This is a genomic window from Algibacter sp. L3A6 (assembly GCF_009796825.1).
Classification (GTDB): Bacteria; Bacteroidota; Bacteroidia; order Flavobacteriales; family Flavobacteriaceae; genus Algibacter.
Genome location: NZ_CP047030.1, coordinates 2,050,913 through 2,069,920, shown reverse-complemented (window position 1 = coordinate 2,069,920; position 19,008 = coordinate 2,050,913). Strand labels below are relative to the sequence as shown.

Genomic DNA, 19,008 nt, shown 5'->3' with positions numbered 1-19,008 from the left:
GGAATATTTCTCGCCAGAGATCTAAATCAAACATATAACTTGGCTCTAACTTGTTCTACTTTTACATCTTCAATAATAACACCATCACGAAGTCTAACATTACGTTTACACATGGCTGCGATATCTTCTTCGTGAGTAACCATTAAAATAGTTTTTCCTTCATCATTAAGATGTTGGATGAAATCCATTATTTCGTGAGATGTTTTAGTATCCAATGCACCTGTTGGTTCATCGGCTAATAACAATTTAGGATCTGCCGCTAAAGCTCTCGCAATAGCAACACGTTGTTTTTGCCCTCCAGAAAGTTCTTTAGGCAAGTGTTTTGCCCAATCGGCCAAACCAACTTTTTCTAAGTGAAACATAGCCAGCTCTAAACGTTCTTTACGCTTCATACCTTGATAGTACAAAGGAAGCGCCACATTTTCGAGTGCCGATTTGTAATTTATTAAGTTGAAAGATTGAAAAATAAAGCCTAAGAATTTATTTCTGTAAACAGCTGCTTTTTTTTCGGTGAGATTTTTAATAGGTAATTCGTCTAAAATGTATTCGCCTTCATCAGCCTCATCCAACATACCAATAATATTCAGCAATGTAGATTTCCCAGATCCAGAAGAGCCCATAATAGCGACCATTTCTCCTTTTTCTACCGATAAATCGATACCTTTTAAAACATGTAAACTTGAATCTCCTATGGGATAGGATTTGTGCAATTGACGGATTTCTAACATATGTTTTGATTGATTGATAAAATCGTTTCTCTTTTGGTTAAAAAGAACGACTTTATAGTAAGACTACTCAAACAAAGAAATGTTACAATATTCGATAAAAAAAATTATTATTAATTTTTTAACAGCATCAAAAACGAAATAGAAATCTCAAAATCAAACAATTACACTTCTTTTTTACTATACTTTTTATAAATAGCAAAAGCAATTCCTGCGACTAATACATAAGGCACGGCCATTAAATAAACAATACCATCATTTATACCTTTGGCTGCTGCTCCACTTTCTTCACTTTCTAAAACCGCTCTACACATAGCGCACTGTGCATTAGTTTCTAAAAAGAAAAACAGTGTAAATAGAAAAAATATTATTTTAGTTTTCATATTATTTATTAATGGGCTAGCCGAACCAACCGATTACAACATAAGCTTACTAAGCCAAACGATTTAATAATAAGGCGATATCATTATAAAAACAACTACACCTGATACTGCCACATATAACCAAAGCGGAAAAGTGATTTTCGCGATTTTACGGTGCTTTTCTATATTGTTTGTAATAGCACGTACATAAGTTATTAAAACAAACGGAATAACCACAATAGACATTAAAATATGCGTAATTAATATAAAATAGTAAAGCACGCGAATAAAGCCTTCACCACCGTATTTAGTAGAATCGCTCGTCATGTGGTAAGCCACATACATCACTAAGAACAAAACCGAAAGTCCGATAGCAAACTTCATTAATTTCTCATGCAGTTTAACTTTTTTATTCTGAATTGCAATAAACGCCAATACCAAAACAAAAGCCGTTAATGCATTAACAGAAGCATAAATAGGTGGTAAAAACACAGGTAATTCTGCATCGATTTTAACCCCAAATAAAATAGCCACAACCACAGGAATAGCTACAGAAAGTATAACAATAAGTTTGTTGTATTTTTTATCGTCTAAAGTGTTATTATCCTTATTCATTCAGTAATTTTTTAATATCTGCTTTTAATGCACTAATTTCTTCTTTTACGCCGTCGTCATCAACTTTTTCAGATTCCGATACAATACCTCTGTAATATATAATTGGGTTTCCGTAATCGTCTGTTCTAGATCTAATAAAACCATTTTTATCAATTAACGCGAAGTTTCCAGAATGTTCAAAACCACCAGCTACATTTTCTGCTTCGGCTGCATACAAGTTAAAACCTTGATTGGCCAATTCATAAATGGTTTCTTTTTCTCCTGTCATTAAATGCCAGTTTGGGTTAGTAACACCATATTTTTCGGCGTAAGCCTTTAAAACCTCTTGCGTATCATGACTCGGATTTATAGTGAATGATGCTACACCAAAATCTTCAAAGCCTTCAAAAGTATTTTGAATTTGAACCAAATTCTGGCTCATTCTCGGGCATATTGTTGGACAAGTTGTAAAAAAGAACTCGATGACATACACTTTACCTTCGTAATCTTTGTTGGTAATAGTTTCTCCGTTTTGATTAGTAAATGCAAAAGCAGGTACTTTTTTAGCCTCACCATTTATTTCAATAAAGGCTAAATCGGACACCTTAGAAGTCGCTGATTTTTGATCACTTCTTCCCGATTGTCTAGACACATCATTATTAGAAATTCGATCTACAATTTCAGGAATAAAAATAATTCCAAAAACTAAAATCACAAAAGCAATACCGATGTATGAATAGTTATTCTTTTTCTTCATTTTAAAAAATTATTTTGTGCTTCCTTTTAAATCGCCTGCACGTCTAATATCCGAATTAAATTCTCCTTTACGTTTTTGTCTATACTCCGTAAACACAATGCGTAAATCGTCGCTCATTTTATTTTTAACTTCAGCAACTTCAATACAATCATATCCGTTTAGTCCGTAAATGGGGCTGTTTTTTTCTAGTTCTTTATCCGTTCTATCGTCTAAACGACCACGTTGGTTTAAGTCTTTATCAATAATAAAAACATCAGCAGTAGATAAATCTGGTTTTAAATCCGTTTTACTTTTCAAACTAAAATAAACACGTTTTATATCTGCAGGGTTACCGTAAACAAAATGCCAGAATCTTATATCATCATAAGAGTTTATTTCAGCTATAAGTTCCTTTACAGCTTCTTCGGTTCCTTTAGGCATCAATATTACTAACTGAAACTTTTTAAAGCCTTTAAACTTATCGTAAATTAATTCTTTAAGATTAGATGCCTCAATAGCATTTTTCATTGGGTCTGTACCTAAAAAACCTAAAACAGTAATATGGTCTTTTAAAACCACAGGCTCATCGGTATCCGATGTAAAGGCTTCTAAATCTAAAACCTGCTCTTGTACAATATCTAATGGTTGGTAGTTGTGCGTAGAAGGATATAAAATCAATAAAAACGCAACAGGAAGAAAAAATAATATTCCCAATACAGCATAGCGGCCCACTTTTTTTCTATCCATAATTCACTCCGTTTTTGGCTTTATTTAGCACGTTGCAAAAATAAAAAAAGACGGTCTAAAAACCGTCTTTACTTTGTTAATTTATCTTAATAAGATCACTTTAAAAAAAAAGATCCCGCCTTTCAGCGGGATTACTTTATATCTATAATTTAAAAGGCTTAAAAAGCACTGTTTAAATTCTCTATTTCTTATTAAAAGTCTCTTTTAATATAGCCGTTATCGTATACTCTAAAAACGTAACCACCTTCTTGTAATAAAATAAATACTAGGTATAATATCAAGAAAATAGCAGTCCATACTACAGCACGACGCAAACCAGCAGTTTCATCACGCATGTGCATAAAATCCCAAGTAATGTAATAAGCTTTAACAATTGTTAAGATAATGAAAATCCAGTTTAAAAGTTTCATACCTAAAACAGGTCCCATTAAACTTTCAGGTTTAATAATACCTAATATAACCTCAACAATAGTTATAAAACTAAGTAGCGCTAATACGCCCCAAATTTTTTGAGTATTAGATTTAAACTTAACTAAACCTTTAAATATTTCTAATTTATGTTCGTGTGCCATTTTAAATGCTTTTATATCTCCTAATTAAAGGAACTGAAAAATATATTTTTTGTTAAACTAGGTAGAAGAATGTAAATACAAATACCCAAACTAAATCTACAAAGTGCCAGTATAAACCAACTTTCTCTACCATTTCGTAGCTTCTACGTTTTTCGTAAGTCCCTACTAACACATTAAAGAAAACAATGATGTTAATAATAATACCCGATAATACGTGAAAACCGTGGAAACCTGTAATAAAGAAAAAGAAATCGGCAAACAGCGGAGAACCATATTCGTTAACTTGTAAGTTAGCACCCTCAACATATAATCTACCGTTATCTTTTAAAGATTTTAAAGATTCAGCTCTAGTTAATACTGTTTTTTCACCTTCCTCATTTAATATTTGAGTTCTAATCAAAACATTTTCATGCGCTTCTAAACCTTTTACAACCTCATCGACATCGTAAGCAGGTAAAGCACCTTCACTTTGAAACCAAAGTCCGTTTTTGCTTTCGTGAGCACTTCTTTCTTTATGTGTATTTACAACAGCAAAATCCTTTACTGCAACACGTTTAAACACTTGTTCACCATCTACAGTTACATACTCACCAAACTGTAAAATGTTTCCACCTTGCGTTTGCACAGCACCATATTCACCTTTAATAAACGTGTTCCATTCCCAAGCTTGAGAACCAACGAATATTATACCACCAATAATGGTTAAAAACATGTAAATAGTAACTTTACCTTTGTTTAAATGGTGTCCCGCATCTACTGCTAATACCATCGTTACCGACGACATAATAAGTACAAACGTCATAAACGCCACATAATACATCGGTGCATTTACACCATGTAAAAATGGAAAGTGAGTAAACACTTCATCGGCAATTGGCCAAGCATCAATAAATTTAAATCTAGAAAATCCGTAAGCTGCTAAAAACCCCGAAAATGTTAAAGCATCCGAAACGATGAAAAACCACATCATCATTTTACCGTAACTTGCCTTTAACGGTTCATTCCCGCCATTCCAAGTTTTGCCTTCTGCTACTGCTGTACTCATATATAATTGGTTGTTATTTAAAAGTTGGACAAAAATAATCAATTTATTTATCTAATAAAATATGAAACAATAAAAATTAATATTATCCCATATTCCTGCCTCGAAAACCTTTGGGCGTTCCCCAAGGGTCGGGCTTTCACTACTCAATCTTTTTATTTTTAATAAAAATAAAAAGGATTTCAAACAAGCCGTTCAATCCCTAACACAGGCCTACTTGTCAAATTTCAAATTAATATTAAAGGTATATTTACATATGCAAACTCACCGCTAAACACCTTTAAAAACAAGCAATCACGATTAATCCGTAAACAAAAATCTATCTTACAAAGTATAAAAACAAAAATAAATAAACCCAAAGAATATCTATAAAATGCCAGAAGGTTGCTGCCAACTCAAAGCCTAACATATTTGTTGCGCTATACTTTTGTTTAAAATGATTATAAATTACAACCAACAGACAAATTAACCCAGCCACAACGTGTAAAATGTGTACTAAAGCAATTAAATAAATGTACGACATGGTAACATTACTCGTTGGCCCGGTAAAATTATACCCCAAATCTATAATTTGTCTAAAACCAGCAAACTGGTTATAAATAAACACAACACCCAAAACTAAGGTTACCAACAACCATAAGCTTGTTGCCTTATGCTGGCCATTTTTAAGTGATTTTTTTGCTAATAAAAAAGTAATACTACTAACCACAATAACCACTGTGCTAATAATAAAAGCATTTGGTAATCTAAAATCACTTAACCAATCGGGACGTGAGCTACTTACAATAAAAGCACTCGTCCAGCCCATAAAAGACATGATTAACGAAATAATACCAAACCAAAGCATCATTTTTTTTGCTCTGCCTGTCTTCTCTTCTCTTGTTCCTTGAGTTAAATCCATGATTAACTTATAAATTTATCGATTACATAAACAATTTGCACCAACGTAATATAAGCTACACTAGATAGCATAAGTTGTTTCGCAGATTGCTCTGTCATTTTTTTAAATAATTGAATTGCATAATACAACATGCCCAACCCAAGAATAAACACAATAATTGCTGCAACAATAGAAAGTTGCAAACGCCCAGTAAATCCAAATACCGGAATTATTGAAATTAAAATGGTCCAAATGGTGTACATAATAACTTGTACAGCGGTACCTCTATCTTGTTTTCCTGTAGGTAACATAAAAAAGCCACCACGTTTATAATCTTCAAACAAAAACCAGCCAATAGCCCAAAAATGAGGGAACTGCCAGAAAAACTGCAAAGCAAATAACGTTCCCGGCTCAATACCAAAATCGTTAGTAGCTGCTACCCAACCTAGCATAAACGGAATAGCACCCGGAATAGCTCCAACAAAAACAGAAATAGGCGTTTTTGTTTTTAAAGGCGTATAAACACAAGTGTATAGAAATATGGAAATAGCACCAAACATAGCGGTTTGCTTGTTTATGCTGTACAAAATAGCAAGACCTAAAACAGTAAAAATAGTTGCTATGGCAAATGCTGTATTTACAGACATGCGCCCTGCAGGAATTGGTCTATTCTTAGTCCTATCCATTAAAGCATCTAAATCTTTTTCTATAATTTGGTTAAAGGCATTAGAAGCGCCTACCATAAAATAACCACCAAAGGCAAGTAAGGTTAAGGTTTTAAAATCGACTGTATCGACACCAAGCAAATAACCAGCAAGTGAAGAAAACACAACACTTAATGCTAATCGCATTTTTGTAATTTCCTTAAAATCTGAAATTAAACCAGGATTTTCTATAGTTGTTTTCGATCTGCTCAAACTTGTCTGTAATAGTGCATTTTGTATTGCGAGTGCAAAGATACTCTATATTAATAATTTGAGCAATGTTGATTGCATTTTTAATACCTTTATAAATTAAGTAAAACCGTTTATCATGAAATTTTTAAAATTATCCCTCATTATTTTTTTCCTTTTGTTTAATGTTTCTATCAATGCCCAATCGAAATTCGATAAGGTTAACATACAAACTACAAAATTATCCGATCACATCTACATGCTCGAAGGCAGCGGTGGAAACATTGGTGTTTCAGTTGGGAACGATGGTGTTTTTATAATCGACACACAATTTGCGCCCTTAACACCAAAAATTTTATCTGCAATAAAAAAACTAAGCGATCAACCCGTTAAAATTGTTGCAAACACCCATCATCATGGCGATCATACCGGTGGAAACGAAAACCTCGGAGACCTAGGAGCTACCATTATTGCTCACGAAAATGTTAGAAAACGTCTTTTAGAAAAAAGCGCAAAATCAGCAATACCCGTAATTACATTTAACGACAAATTAAACATACAAATAAACAACGAACAGGTTGCTATTTTTCATGTTGAAAATGCCCATACCGATGGTGATGCTATGTTGTATTTTACAGAAAGTAATGTTTTGCATACTGGTGATACTTATTTTAACGCGCGTTATCCATATATAGATATTAATTCTGGAGGAAGCATAAATGGCTATATAAATGCGGTAAAATCTGGTTTAATGGTTGTTGATAATAACACTAAAATTATTCCCGGACACGGAAACCTATCTAACAAAGCTGAATACTTAACGTTTTTAAACATGCTAGAAACCGTTAAAGCCGCTGTTTTAAAAGAAATTAAAAACGGGAAAACCGAAGATGAAGTTTCTACAAACACATTGTTAACTAAAACATATGACGATTTAGGCTATGGCGACCATTTTATTAACAGCGAAAAAATGAGACGTACCGTTTACCAAAGTTTAAAAAATTAAAGTAAAACTGAACCCAAATTAAAAAGCCGTTTGAAACACTTGTTTCAAACGGCTTTTTAATTATATTAATTCTTTAAGAATCTATTTGCCTCTTACTTTGCATTCCCATTTCCATGCAGAACGCATAGCATCATCTAAAGATAATTCTGTTTTCCAACCTAACTCATTATTTGCTTTATTAGTATCTGCATAAGCTGAAATAACATCACCTTCTCTTCTACCTACAATTTTATAATTTAGTTTCTCTCCAGAAACTTTCTCGAAAGATTTTACAACTTCTAACACAGAACTTCCTGTCCCTGTACCTAAGTTAAATGTTTCGTAACTCGATTTGTTTTTACCTTCTAATAAACGCTTTAAAGCAATTACGTGCGCTTTTGCTAAATCTACCACGTGAATATAATCGCGAATACACGTTCCATCTGGTGTTGGATAATCTTCACCAAAAACAGAAAGCTCATCACGTAAGCCAATACCAGTTTGCGTAATAAATGGTACTAAATTTTGTGGCACTCCTATTGGCAACTCTCCAATCTCTACAGATTCGTGAGCCCCAACCGGATTAAAGTAACGTAAAGCAATCGCTTTTAAGTTAGGCGATACTTTACACGTGTCTTTTATAATTTCTTCCCCAATTTGCTTTGTATTTCCGTAAGGAGACTCTGCTTGTTTTACCGGTGCGTTTTCAGTTATAGGCAATTCATCCGCTTGTCCGTAAACCGTACAAGATGAACTAAAAATAAACCCTGCAGATGGCATTTTTCTTAATTCTTTTAAAATGTAAACTAACGTTCCAATATTATTTTCATAATACTTCAGTGGTTCACTTACACTTTCTCCAACCGCTTTACTTGCTGCAAAATGTATTACACCTTTTACATCGCTATGCTTTCCAAAAAAGGCTTCAACTTTATCTTTTTCTTTTAAATCTAATTTTTCAAACACGGGTTTCTTTCCAGTAATGGCAACAATACCATCTAATACTTTTTCTGAAGAGTTTGATAAATCGTCAATAATTACAACTTCGTAACCTTCGTTTTGTAATTCTACAACCGTATGTGACCCGATAAAACCGAGACCTCCTGTTACTAATATCTTATCCATTTATAAATTTTATTATAGTTGATGTTATAAATTCAATTTGATCATCTTCTAACTCGGTATGCATAGGTAAAGAAATGACGTCTTTAACCAATTGGTTGGTTACACCAAAATCGGCTTCGTTGTAGCGAGAATCCAAATACGCTTTTTGTTTATGCAACGGAATTGGATAATACACACCACAAGGAATATCATTCGCTTGTAAATGTTTCACCAAAGCATCACGATCGATACCTTTTACTCGCAAAGTATATTGATGAAAAACATGACAATCGCATGTGTCGCAAATTTCAGAACAATTATTAGAAACTTTAGGCGTCACAATACTCGCGATACCTTTAAAAGCTTTATTATATTTTCTAGCAGATGCTTGTCTCGATTTATTGTAGTTATCCAAGTGCGGCAACTTAGCATTTAAAACTGCGGCCTGAATACTATCTAAACGTGAATTTACACCAACAACATCGTGGTGATAACGCTCGTACATACCATGGTTTACAATACCACGAATGGTATGCGCCAAAGCATCATCGTTTGTAAAAATAGCGCCACCATCTCCATAACATCCTAAGTTTTTAGAAGGAAAGAAAGACGTTGCACCAACATTACCGATAGTTCCTGCTTTTACTTTTTTACCATTACTATAGGTATAATTGGCTCCAATAGCTTGCGCATTATCTTCGATTACAAATAAATTATGAGCTTCTGCTATTTCCATTACCGCTTCCATATTGGCACATTGTCCAAATAAATGCACAGGCACAATAGCTTTAGTTTTTGGTGTAATAGCATTTTTTAAAGCTTCAATATTAATATTAAAGTCATCTTCGTTTACATCAACCAAAACAGGTGTTAATTGCAGTAAAGCAATTACTTCAACCGTAGCTGCAAAGGTAAAATCTACAGTAATAACCTCATCACCTGGTTTTAAACCTAACCCCATCATGGCTATTTGTAAAGCATCGGTACCATTAGCACATGGAATTACGTGCTTTACTCCTAAATATTGCTCTAAATTACTCTGAAATTTGTGAACTTGTGGTCCGTTTACAAATGCGGTGGTTTCAATAACTTCTTGTATAGAAGGATTAACGACATCTTTAATATCGTTGTACTGACCTTTAAGGTCAACCATTTGAATTTTCTTCATCTAAAATAAATTAAAGTCTTTTTTTCTGAATGAAAGACTCATTTTAATGAACTCCTTTAGTTTGTTTATTAATAATTAAACAGCTACGAAATTACAAAATTCATAAACGTTAAGCAATGAATTCCTTTTAAAGAATGTATTTTAGCGCCAAAGAAAAAAATTGGCTTTTATTTATAACATACTCATAAAACTAATAGACGTTGCGCTTGAAGCCATTTCGCCATTTAACTCAAAAATTAAAAGCGGTGTTATTGGGAGAAAAAACACGTTTAAAAATTTAAAAACAAAACTCCAAAAAACAGACAAAACCCTTTGGTTTCACTGCGCTTCTTTAGGAGAGTATGAGCAAGGTTTACCTGTTTTTACAAAATTAAGAACGCACTACCCTAACCATAAAATTGTACTTTCCTTTTTTTCGCCATCGGGTTACGAAATCAGGAAAAACTCACCAATTGCCGACGTGGTAGTCTATTTACCAATAGACACAAAAAAGAACGCCAAGACCTTTTTAGATCTTGTATACCCAGAACTTACCATTTTTGTGAAATATGATATTTGGCCAAACTTTTTAAATGAAGTAAGAAAAAGAAAACTGCGTGCTATTCTTATTTCGGCTGCATTCCGAAAAAATCAATCGTATTTTAAATTCTATGGTAGTAATTTACGAAATGCCTTATTTGCATTCGAGCACATTTTTACACAAAACGAAAGCTCAAAAATCTTACTAGAGTCTATACAATACAATTCGGTTTCAGTATCTGGAGACACACGTTTTGATAGAGTTACTAGCCAGCTAGAATTAGATAACAACCTTGATTTTATTGAAATTTTTAAAGACCATAAACTTTGCGTTGTAGCAGGAAGCACTTGGCCAGAAGGAGAAAAACTTTTAACCAATTACATAAATTCTCGACCACTAGATCATGTAAAATTTATTATTGCGCCTCACAATATAAAAGATGCACAAATAAATCAGTTACAGCAAAACTTAAAGGTTAATTCGGTTCTATTTTCAGAAAAAGAAAACAAAAACCTTAAAGCCGCCCAGGTATTTATTGTAAACACCATTGGGATCCTTACAAAAATTTACAGTTATGCCGACATTGCTTATGTGGGAGGTGCATTGGGAACTACAGGTTTACACAATACTTTAGAACCTGCTGTGTTTGGAATTCCAATTATAATTGGAAATAATCATAAAAAATTTCCAGAAGCTCAAGCCATGATAAACGCAAAAGGCTTATTTTCAATAGAAAAACAACAGGAATTTAACACAATTCTAGATAAATTGATTGAAGATTCTACTTTTCGCGAACAATCTGGACAAAATAATTCTTCTTTTATCAAAAAAAACAAGGGTGCCGTCATCCAAATCCTCGATTATCTGCGTATATAACATGAATCTAGTATGAAAATTGCAAATATTAACAGATTTTAACAAATCTGATTTAAAAGATATTAGATTTGCAGAATTAAAATAAAACACTAAAACACAAACAAATGAAAAAATTATTATTAAGTACAGCTTTATTAGTAGCCTTAAGTGCATCTTTCACATCTTGTAGAGATGAGAAAAAAGGAGATTCTATTCAAGACGCAATGGAAAACGCTGCTGATGCAACTGGAAATGCTATTGAGAATGCTGCTGAAGCTACAGGTGATGCTGTTGATAACGCTGCTGATGCAACTGGAGAAGCTGTTGATAGTGCTGTTGAAGCTACAGGTGATGCTGTAGAAGGTGCTGCAAAAGCGACTGATAATGCTGTTGATGCTGCTGGAAACGCTGCAAACGCAACTGGTGAAGCGGTAAATGATGCTGCTAAAGCAACTGGAGAAGCTGTTGACAAAACTGTTGATGCTGCTGGTAAAAAATTAGACAAAGCTGCTGACGCTGTAAAAGCTGAAGCTGATAAATTAAAGCACTAATATTTATTATTACTTTAAAATTTCAAAAGCCACCTTTTTAAGGTGGCTTTTTTTTATGCCCTATTTTTAGGATATTCTTAAATAAAACGCTGCGAATGTTAAAAAGACTTAATATTCCTTACCAAATGTTAATTTTTATATAAACTATTAAGATCAAGAAGCTTTTAATAAAATTTTCATTTGGTAATATTATTCAATTGATATAGTTTTACGACCTAGATGAAAAACGCCTTTAAGAAATATTTGTTTTTATTAAACATCATTCTGTTAACTGGATTTGCAAATCTATACGCAAACTCAGATATACAGAACAAAGCTATTCTTAAAACTAGTAATACTTCGGCGCAAGCCACCAACTCTTCCACTACACACAGTTTTAATCAACTTCAATTTAATACTTCAAGCTCAAACAACGAACGCAAAACGTATTCGGAATATGTAGATGAAGAAAATTTTGAAGAAGATGATGAAGAGAAACTAAACGTAGATTTTAAACCATTTAATTTTAGTTGCCCAATAGCATCTATTTTTTATGCGCAACTACTTGATGGCTTAACCTGCGAACTAAAAGAAAACACCCAACGCTATATTTACAACTATAGCAAATCTTCAATACCGCTTCACGCTAAATTTCAGGTTTTTATAATTTGATTTTGTTTTAAAACAATCCAAAACTTAATGGATTGTCAATTACTTACACATTAGTATTTCAATTAAAACACTGAGATAATGCATCTACAAATGATGCTATTGTCTTAACAAATTATTTTATCTAACCACTTATTTAAAGACATATACCCATGAAGAAAACCTTCATTTACATTGGTGCGCTTGTATTCCTATTTAATACAAGCTGTGAAAAAAAACACGAAAAGAAAGCCGAAGAAGTTAAATTTCTAGTAACAAATCCTATAAAAAAAGATACCTCAATTACAAAAGACTACGTGAGTCAAATTCACGCTTATCAACATATTGAAGTAAGAGCGCTAGAAAAAGGCTATTTAAAACAAATTTTTGTAGACGAAGGCCAACACGTGAAAAAAGGCCAACATATGTTCCAAATTTCGCCAAATGTATACAAGGCGGAATTACAAAAAGCGACTGCAGAAGAACATACTGCAGAAATAGAATTGAATAACACCCAACTTTTAGCGGATAGCAACGTGGTTTCTAGCAACGAATTAGCCTTAGCAAAAGCCAATGTTGAAAAAGCTAAAGCTGAAGTTTCTCTTGCTAGAACCCATTTAGGTTTTACAGACATTAGGGCGCCTTTCGATGGCATTATGGATCATCTTGAAGCACGACAAGGAAGCTTATTAGACGAAGGCGAACTATTAACAACCTTATCAGACAACAGTAAAATGTGGGTTTATTTTAACGTACCCGAAGCCGAATACTTAGACTATATTATTAGTAAAGATAAAGATGCAAAGAAAGAAGTTAGTTTATTACTCGCCAACAACAAACCTTTTAACCAGACTGGAATAGTAGAAACTATAGAAGGTGAATTTAACAGCGAAACCGGCAATATTGCTTTTAGAGCAACCTTCCCGAACCCAGATGGTATTTTACGTCATGGCGAAACCGGAAGTGTTTTAATGAAAGTTCCTTTTAAAGACGCTATCATTATTCCGCAGAAAGCAACTTTTGAGATTTTAGACAAAAAATATGTTTTTGTAATCGATAAAAACAACGTGGTTAAACAGCGAGAAATTACGGTAGAAGCTGAATTACCGCACTTATTTGTGGTAAAAACAGGTCTATCAATAAACGATAAAATTTTACTAGAAGGCATTAGAATGGTTAAAGACCAAGAAAAAATTGCCACAACGCTTGTACAACCTAACGAGGTATTAGCAAATTTAGAAATGTATGCAGAGTAATCACTTCTACTAAATCTCAAAAAAATCATGTTTAAAAAATTTATACAAAGACCCGTTTTGGCCATTGTCATTTCGGTCATTATCGTATTTACGGGCTTGCTTGCTATTAAGCAATTACCCATTTCGCAATTTCCGCAAATTGCACCAACCACTGTTAATATTTTTATCGCCTATCCGGGATCTAGTGCGGATGTATTGGTAAATTCAACATTAATTCCTCTAGAAACCGCTATTAACGGAGTGCAAGACATGCGCTACATAGCATCTGATGCTACCAGTGCAGGAGAAGGTACTTTACGTGTTATTTTCGAACCCGGAACCGACCCCAACGAGGCTGTAGTCCGCGTAAAAACAAGAGTAGACCAGGTCATGCCACTGTTACCCGAATTGGTACAGCGCGAAGGCGTGGTTATTACGCCTGTACAACCAAGTATGTTGATGTATGTAAATCTTTTTAGTAAGAAGAAAGACAACGATGAAAAATTCTTATTCAACTACGCTTACACTAAAGTAATACCAGAAATTCAACGTATTGATGGTATAGCAAGTGCTAAAATTTTAGGAAGTAGAAAATACGCGATGCGTGTTTGGTTAAAACCCGACCGTATGCGTGCCTATAATATTTCGGCCGAAGAAGTTCTAGAAGCCATGGAAGACCAAAGTATTTTGGCTAGACCCGGCAGAATTGGTAGAAGTTCAGGCAAAACAGCACAATCTTTAGAATATGTACTAACCTATGAAAATCGCTATAACGAGCCAGATCAATACAAAGAGATTATAATTCGAGCGAATGAAGAAGGCGAAATTATTAAACTATCAGACATTGCCGATGTTAACCTTGGTAGTGAATTTTTCGATATTTATTCAAATCTAGATGGGCAACCATCGGCTTCCATTGTATTAAAACAAACTTTCGGGAGTAATGGTAGCGACGTTATTGCTTCTGTTAAAGAAAAATTAGACGAGTTAAAAAAAGACTTACCACCTGGTATGGATTTTCAAATTAGTTATGATGTCTCTAATTTCTTAGGCGCCTCCATCGAGCAAGTACTTCATACATTACGCGATGCCTTTATTCTTGTAGCAATTGTGGTTTTCTTGTTTTTAGGAGATTGGCGTTCTACATTAATCCCAATTATTGCCGTTCCGGTATCGTTAATTGGTGCCTTTTTTGTTATGCAACTTTTTGGTCTATCTATTAACTTAATTACACTTTTCGCTTTAGTACTCGCCATTGGTATTGTGGTCGATAATGCTATTGTAGTCGTCGAGGCCGTACACGTTAAAATGGAAGAAGAACATCTTTCACCTTACCAAGCATCTTCTGCTGTACTAAGTGAAATTGGAGGTGCTATTATCGCAATTACATTAGTTATGGTTTCGGTATTTATACCAACATCATTTATGTCAGGTCCTGTTGGGGTTTTCTATCGTCAATTCTCTATTACCATGGCTGGATCAATTGTTATTTCAGCTATTGTAGCTCTAACACTTACACCTGTGCTTTGTGCCATGCTTTTAAAAAACAATCACGGCAAAGCAAAAAAGAAATCGGCAATAGATAAGTTTATTGCTTGGTTCAACAAAGGTTTTGAACGCCTTACAGGTGGTTATGTTAACTTATTAAACAAAATTGCGGCACGACGTATTGTAACATTTGGTATGCTCATCGCTTTTTGTGCTGGTATATATTTTACAAATGAAGTATTACCGGCTGGATTTATCCCAAATGAAGATCAAGGGATGATTTACGCCATCATTCAAACACCTCCCGGAGCTACTTTAGAACGTACGAATGAAGTTGCAAAAAAACTTCAGAAAATTTGTGAAGAAACCGAAGGTGTAGAATCTGTTTCCTCTTTAGCAGGTTACGAAATTATGACGGAAGGTCGTGGCTCTAATGCAGGAACATGTTTAATTAACTTAAAACCATGGTCCGATCGTGAACACACCGTACACGAAATCATGGAAGAGTTAGAAGAAGAAACTCGCGACTTAGGAGCCGTAATTGAATACTTCGAGCCACCAGCCGTGCCAGGCTTTGGATCTTCAGGTGGTTTTGCTATGCGTTTGTTAGACAAAACAAACTCTACAGACTATCATCATTTCGAGAAAATCAACAATGAGTTTATGACTGCATTATCCAAGCGACCAGAATTAACGGGTTTATTTACCTTTTTCTCTGCAAACTATCCGCAGTACAAATTAAAAATTGACAACAAAAAAGCGATGCAAAAAGGCGTTACTATTGGTAAAGCCATGGAAAACCTCAACATTTTAATCGGTAGTACTTACGAGCAAGGTTTTATCCGTTTTGGTCGTTTCTTTAAAGTTTATACACAAGCCGCTCCGGAATATCGCGGATTACCTTCCGATCTTCAAAAACTTTACGTGAAGAACGAATCTGGCGAAATGGTTCCATATTCTGCATTTATGACTATGGAAAAAGCTTTAGGTCCAAATGAAATTACGCGTTACAATCTCTATAATTCTGCGGCTATTCGTGGTTTACCTGCGCCAGGTTACACCAGTGGAGACGCAATTAAAGCGATTAAAGAAGTAGCTAAAGAACAATTACCAAGAGGTTACGATATTGGTTGGGAAGGTTTAACTTACGATGAAGCAAGTCGTGGTAGCGAGTCTATTTATATTTTCGCTATTGTTTTAATCTTTGTATACTTCGTACTTGCCGCTCAATACGAAAGTTTCCTACTTCCGTTTGCGGTAATCTTATCGCTTCCTGTTGGAGTTTTTGGTTCGTTTATTCTACTAAAAGGTATGGGTTTAGCAAATGATGTGTATGCTCAAATTGGAGTTATTATGCTAGTTGGGTTACTCGGTAAAAACGCCGTATTAATCGTGGAATTCGCAGTACAAAAACGCAAACAAGACTCTACCATATTAGAAGCCGCTATCGAAGGGTCGAGAGCTAGGTTTCGTCCTATCTTAATGACCTCTTTTGCTTTTATCGCTGGTTTAGTGCCGTTGGTTATGGCTTCTGGAGCAGGTGCTATCGGAAACAGAACCATTGGTGGATCTGCAATGGGAGGTATGTTTATAGGTACTGTATTTGGAGTAATCATTATACCTGGTTTATATTATGTCTTCGCAAAATTAGCAGATGGCAGAAGTCTTATTAAAGATGAAGCCTCAACTTCTGTAACAGATGAATTAATGCACTTAAGCGAAAATAAAAACCAAAGTGAAGTAAATGCTACTAAAATTAGCAAAATTACTAAATTATTGAAAAAACTCACTAAAAAAAATAATGATGAAGTATAACATAAAAAATAGACTAAAACACCTGCCAACTATGTTGGTTGGTGTTTTTATTATGGCTTTTGCGTTTTCTTGTGTACCAACAAAAAGCATAAGAGAGGCTAACATGTCTACCCCCGAAGGTTATCAAAACCAATCGTTAGACACCATAAATACAGCAAGCATAAACTGGAAAAACTATTTTACAGACCCCAATTTAACAGCTTTAATAGATACAGCATTAGCCAATAACCAAGAGCTTAACATGATGTTACAGCAAATAAATATGGCTAAAAACGAAATTAAAGCTCGTAAAGGTGAGTACTTACCATTTGTAAATGCTTACGCTGGAGCGGAAGTAGAAAAAGTTGGTGAATTTACTCGAAATGGCGCTGTTGAAAAAAACTTAAAAGTGCATGAAGAAGATGCTTTTCCTGAACCTTTACAAGATTATTCTATTGGACTTTCCGCTTCATGGGAACTCGATATTTGGAAGAAACTTAGAAACAGCAAAAAGGCCGCTGTTTTAGAGTATTTATCATCTGTGGAAGGAAAAAACTTTATGATAACAAATCTTGTTGCAGAAATTGCCAATTCATATTACGAACTTATGGCTTTAGACAATCAACTAGATATTATTAACCAAAATTTAGAGCTTCAACAAAACGCTTTAAATATGGTGAAAATTCAAAAAGAGGCAGCTAGAGCAACTGAGTTAGCTGTTCGCCGATTTGAAGCTGAAGTTTTTAAAAATCAAAGTAACAAATTCGATATTCAGCAAAACATTGTAGAAGTTGAAAATGCAATCAACTTTTTAGTTGGGCGCTATCCACAACATGTTGAGCGTAGTTCTAAAAATTTCATTAATAAAAATATCGGAATTATAAATGCGGGTATTCCATCGCAGTTGTTACAAAACAGAACAGATATCCGAAAAGCCGAATTAGAACTTTCTGCATTAAAGCTAAACACAAAAGTTGCAAAAGCCAATTTCTATCCTTCTGTTGGTATTTCTGCTGGTGTAGGCTTACAAGCTTTTAAACCAAAGTTTTTAACGAACACACCAGAGTCTTTGGTTTACTCTTTAGTTGGAGATGTAGTTGGACCGTTAATTAATAGAAATGCGATTAAAGCTGAATATGCCAACGCCAATGCAAAACAACTGCAAGCTGTTTACGAATATGAAAAAACGATTCTGAATGCTTATGTTGAAGTATCTAATGCCCTTTCGAACATAGATAATCTAAATAAAAGTTATGCTTTGAGAGACCAACAAGTAAAGGCTTTAAATGAATCTATCGATATCGCGATGAAACTTTTTAAATCTGCTAGAGCAGAATACACCGAAGTACTATTAACACAACGAGAGGCTCTAGATTCTCAAATAGAAATAATAGAAACAAAAAAAGAACAACTACTGGCCCATGTAAATATCTATAAAGCATTAGGTGGAGGTTGGAAATAATACTTAAATAGATTAATAGCAGATCTTTTTAGTTTAAAAAAGCCGTTTTACAGATGTAAAACGGCTTTTAATTTTTAAATATTATTTGAAGGTTATGTCCTAAATAAAAAAGCATTCCGATTTTCTTAAAAGAAAAAAGGAAAGCTTTTCATTGGATTACCAAATTGAATTTGGTAAACTACTTCCCCGAATAAATTCGGGAACAACACAACTTCTTATTGCACAAAAAAAGCCCTAATTTCTCAGAGCTTCTTTGTTTGCAATTTTAGCGGTCTGGACGGGACTCGAACCCGCGACCTTCGCCGTGACAGGGCGACATTCTAACCAGCTGAACTACCAGACCGTTGCATTATTGCGAGTGCGAATATACACTATTATTATAATCTAACCAATTTTAATTTTACAATTAAAACAAAAAAGCATCCCAATCTTCTTCACAGAAAAAAGGAAAGCTTCTCATTGGATTACCAAATTGAATTTGGCAAACTACTTCCCCGAATAAATTCGGGAACAACACAACTTCTTATTGCCAAAAAAAGCCCTAATTTCTCAGAGCTTCTTTGTTTGCAATTTTAGCGGTCTGGACGGGACTCGAACCCGCGACCTTCGCCGTGACAGGGCGACATTCTAACCAGCTGAACTACCAGACCGTTGCGTTATTGCGAGTG

The 19,008-nt window shown here is 34.3% G+C and carries 18 protein-coding genes and 2 tRNA genes; 7 read left to right on the top strand and 13 right to left on the bottom strand.

What is annotated here, in order from left to right; all coding sequences use genetic code 11:
* Positions 1 to 26: 26 nt before the first annotated feature.
* The 9 genes from GQR98_RS08680 to cyoE form a co-directional block, all read right to left on the bottom strand.
* Positions 27 to 728, bottom strand: a complete 702-nt coding sequence (locus GQR98_RS08680) for an ABC transporter ATP-binding protein (RefSeq protein ID WP_042496961.1) — start codon at positions 726 to 728, stop codon at positions 27 to 29.
* A gap of 161 nt (positions 729 to 889) precedes the next feature.
* Positions 890 to 1,108, bottom strand: a complete 219-nt coding sequence (locus tag GQR98_RS08675; RefSeq protein ID WP_042496959.1) for a hypothetical protein — start codon at positions 1,106 to 1,108, stop codon at positions 890 to 892.
* A 63-nt stretch (positions 1,109 to 1,171) separates the two neighbouring features.
* Positions 1,172 to 1,702 carry a DUF420 domain-containing protein gene (locus GQR98_RS08670; protein WP_159019170.1) on the bottom strand — a complete coding sequence of 177 codons (531 nt, stop codon included), beginning with the start codon at positions 1,700 to 1,702 and terminating at the stop codon, positions 1,172 to 1,174.
* Positions 1,695 to 2,438, bottom strand: a complete 744-nt coding sequence (locus GQR98_RS08665; RefSeq protein ID WP_159019169.1) for an SCO family protein — start codon at positions 2,436 to 2,438, stop codon at positions 1,695 to 1,697. Before GQR98_RS08665 ends, GQR98_RS08670 begins: the two co-directional genes overlap by 8 nt.
* A gap of 9 nt (positions 2,439 to 2,447) precedes the next feature.
* Positions 2,448 to 3,164 carry a hypothetical protein gene (locus tag GQR98_RS08660; RefSeq protein WP_159019168.1) on the bottom strand — a complete coding sequence of 239 codons (717 nt, stop codon included), beginning with the start codon at positions 3,162 to 3,164 and terminating at the stop codon, positions 2,448 to 2,450.
* Positions 3,165 to 3,355: 191 nt separating this feature from the next.
* A complete protein-coding gene (locus tag GQR98_RS08655) occupies positions 3,356 to 3,736 on the bottom strand; it encodes a cytochrome C oxidase subunit IV family protein (protein WP_159019167.1) in 381 nt (126 codons plus the stop codon).
* Between the two features lie 52 nt (positions 3,737 to 3,788).
* On the bottom strand, positions 3,789 to 4,781 hold the full coding sequence (locus GQR98_RS08650) for a cytochrome c oxidase subunit 3 (RefSeq protein WP_159019166.1): 993 nt from the start codon (positions 4,779 to 4,781) through the stop codon (positions 3,789 to 3,791).
* Positions 4,782 to 5,097: 316 nt separating this feature from the next.
* The gene (locus tag GQR98_RS08645; protein ID WP_159019165.1) at positions 5,098 to 5,679 is read right to left on the bottom strand and encodes a heme-copper oxidase subunit III; all 582 of its coding nucleotides are present in this window, start codon (positions 5,677 to 5,679) and stop codon (positions 5,098 to 5,100) included.
* A 2-nt stretch (positions 5,680 to 5,681) separates the two neighbouring features.
* A complete protein-coding gene (gene cyoE / locus GQR98_RS08640) occupies positions 5,682 to 6,575 on the bottom strand; it encodes a heme o synthase (RefSeq protein ID WP_159019164.1) in 894 nt (297 codons plus the stop codon).
* A gap of 115 nt (positions 6,576 to 6,690) precedes the next feature.
* Here cyoE and GQR98_RS08635 point away from each other — a divergent pair, with 115 nt between their 5' ends.
* On the top strand, positions 6,691 to 7,557 hold the full coding sequence (locus GQR98_RS08635) for an MBL fold metallo-hydrolase (protein WP_159019163.1): 867 nt from the start codon (positions 6,691 to 6,693) through the stop codon (positions 7,555 to 7,557).
* Positions 7,558 to 7,638: 81 nt separating this feature from the next.
* On the opposite strand, the gene galE is transcribed toward GQR98_RS08635, so the two are convergent.
* Together galE and GQR98_RS08625 are read right to left on the bottom strand one after the other, a co-directional pair.
* Positions 7,639 to 8,661 carry a UDP-glucose 4-epimerase GalE gene (gene galE, locus GQR98_RS08630; RefSeq protein ID WP_159019162.1) on the bottom strand — a complete coding sequence of 341 codons (1,023 nt, stop codon included), beginning with the start codon at positions 8,659 to 8,661 and terminating at the stop codon, positions 7,639 to 7,641.
* Positions 8,654 to 9,808, bottom strand: coding sequence for a DegT/DnrJ/EryC1/StrS family aminotransferase (locus GQR98_RS08625; protein ID WP_159019161.1), 1,155 nt, complete (start codon positions 9,806 to 9,808; stop codon positions 8,654 to 8,656). The genes galE and GQR98_RS08625 overlap by 8 nt, the downstream gene beginning before the upstream one ends.
* A 160-nt stretch (positions 9,809 to 9,968) precedes the next feature.
* Here GQR98_RS08625 and GQR98_RS08620 point away from each other — a divergent pair, with 160 nt between their 5' ends.
* From GQR98_RS08620 to GQR98_RS08595, 6 genes are all read left to right on the top strand, one after another.
* A complete protein-coding gene (locus GQR98_RS08620) occupies positions 9,969 to 11,204 on the top strand; it encodes a 3-deoxy-D-manno-octulosonic acid transferase (RefSeq protein WP_159019160.1) in 1,236 nt (411 codons plus the stop codon).
* A gap of 104 nt (positions 11,205 to 11,308) precedes the next feature.
* A complete protein-coding gene (locus tag GQR98_RS08615) occupies positions 11,309 to 11,734 on the top strand; it encodes a hypothetical protein (RefSeq protein ID WP_159019159.1) in 426 nt (141 codons plus the stop codon).
* A gap of 219 nt (positions 11,735 to 11,953) precedes the next feature.
* Positions 11,954 to 12,385 carry a hypothetical protein gene (locus tag GQR98_RS08610; RefSeq protein WP_159019158.1) on the top strand — a complete coding sequence of 144 codons (432 nt, stop codon included), beginning with the start codon at positions 11,954 to 11,956 and terminating at the stop codon, positions 12,383 to 12,385.
* Between the two features lie 149 nt (positions 12,386 to 12,534).
* Positions 12,535 to 13,617: an efflux RND transporter periplasmic adaptor subunit gene (locus GQR98_RS08605; RefSeq protein WP_159019157.1), complete on the top strand. Its 1,083-nt coding sequence runs from the start codon at positions 12,535 to 12,537 to the stop codon at positions 13,615 to 13,617.
* A gap of 27 nt (positions 13,618 to 13,644) precedes the next feature.
* Positions 13,645 to 16,899 (top strand): efflux RND transporter permease subunit, encoded by a 3,255-nt coding sequence (locus GQR98_RS08600; RefSeq protein WP_159019156.1) that lies wholly within the window; start codon positions 13,645 to 13,647, stop codon positions 16,897 to 16,899.
* The gene (locus tag GQR98_RS08595; RefSeq protein ID WP_199270282.1) at positions 16,889 to 18,340 is read left to right on the top strand and encodes a TolC family protein; all 1,452 of its coding nucleotides are present in this window, start codon (positions 16,889 to 16,891) and stop codon (positions 18,338 to 18,340) included. Before GQR98_RS08600 ends, GQR98_RS08595 begins: the two co-directional genes overlap by 11 nt.
* 269 nt (positions 18,341 to 18,609) lie before the next feature.
* Here the strand turns inward: GQR98_RS08595 and GQR98_RS08590 are convergent.
* A tRNA-Asp gene (locus GQR98_RS08590) sits at positions 18,610 to 18,683 on the bottom strand.
* A gap of 233 nt (positions 18,684 to 18,916) precedes the next feature.
* Positions 18,917 to 18,990: transfer RNA gene (locus tag GQR98_RS08585), tRNA-Asp, on the bottom strand.
* Positions 18,991 to 19,008 lie beyond the last annotated feature (18 nt).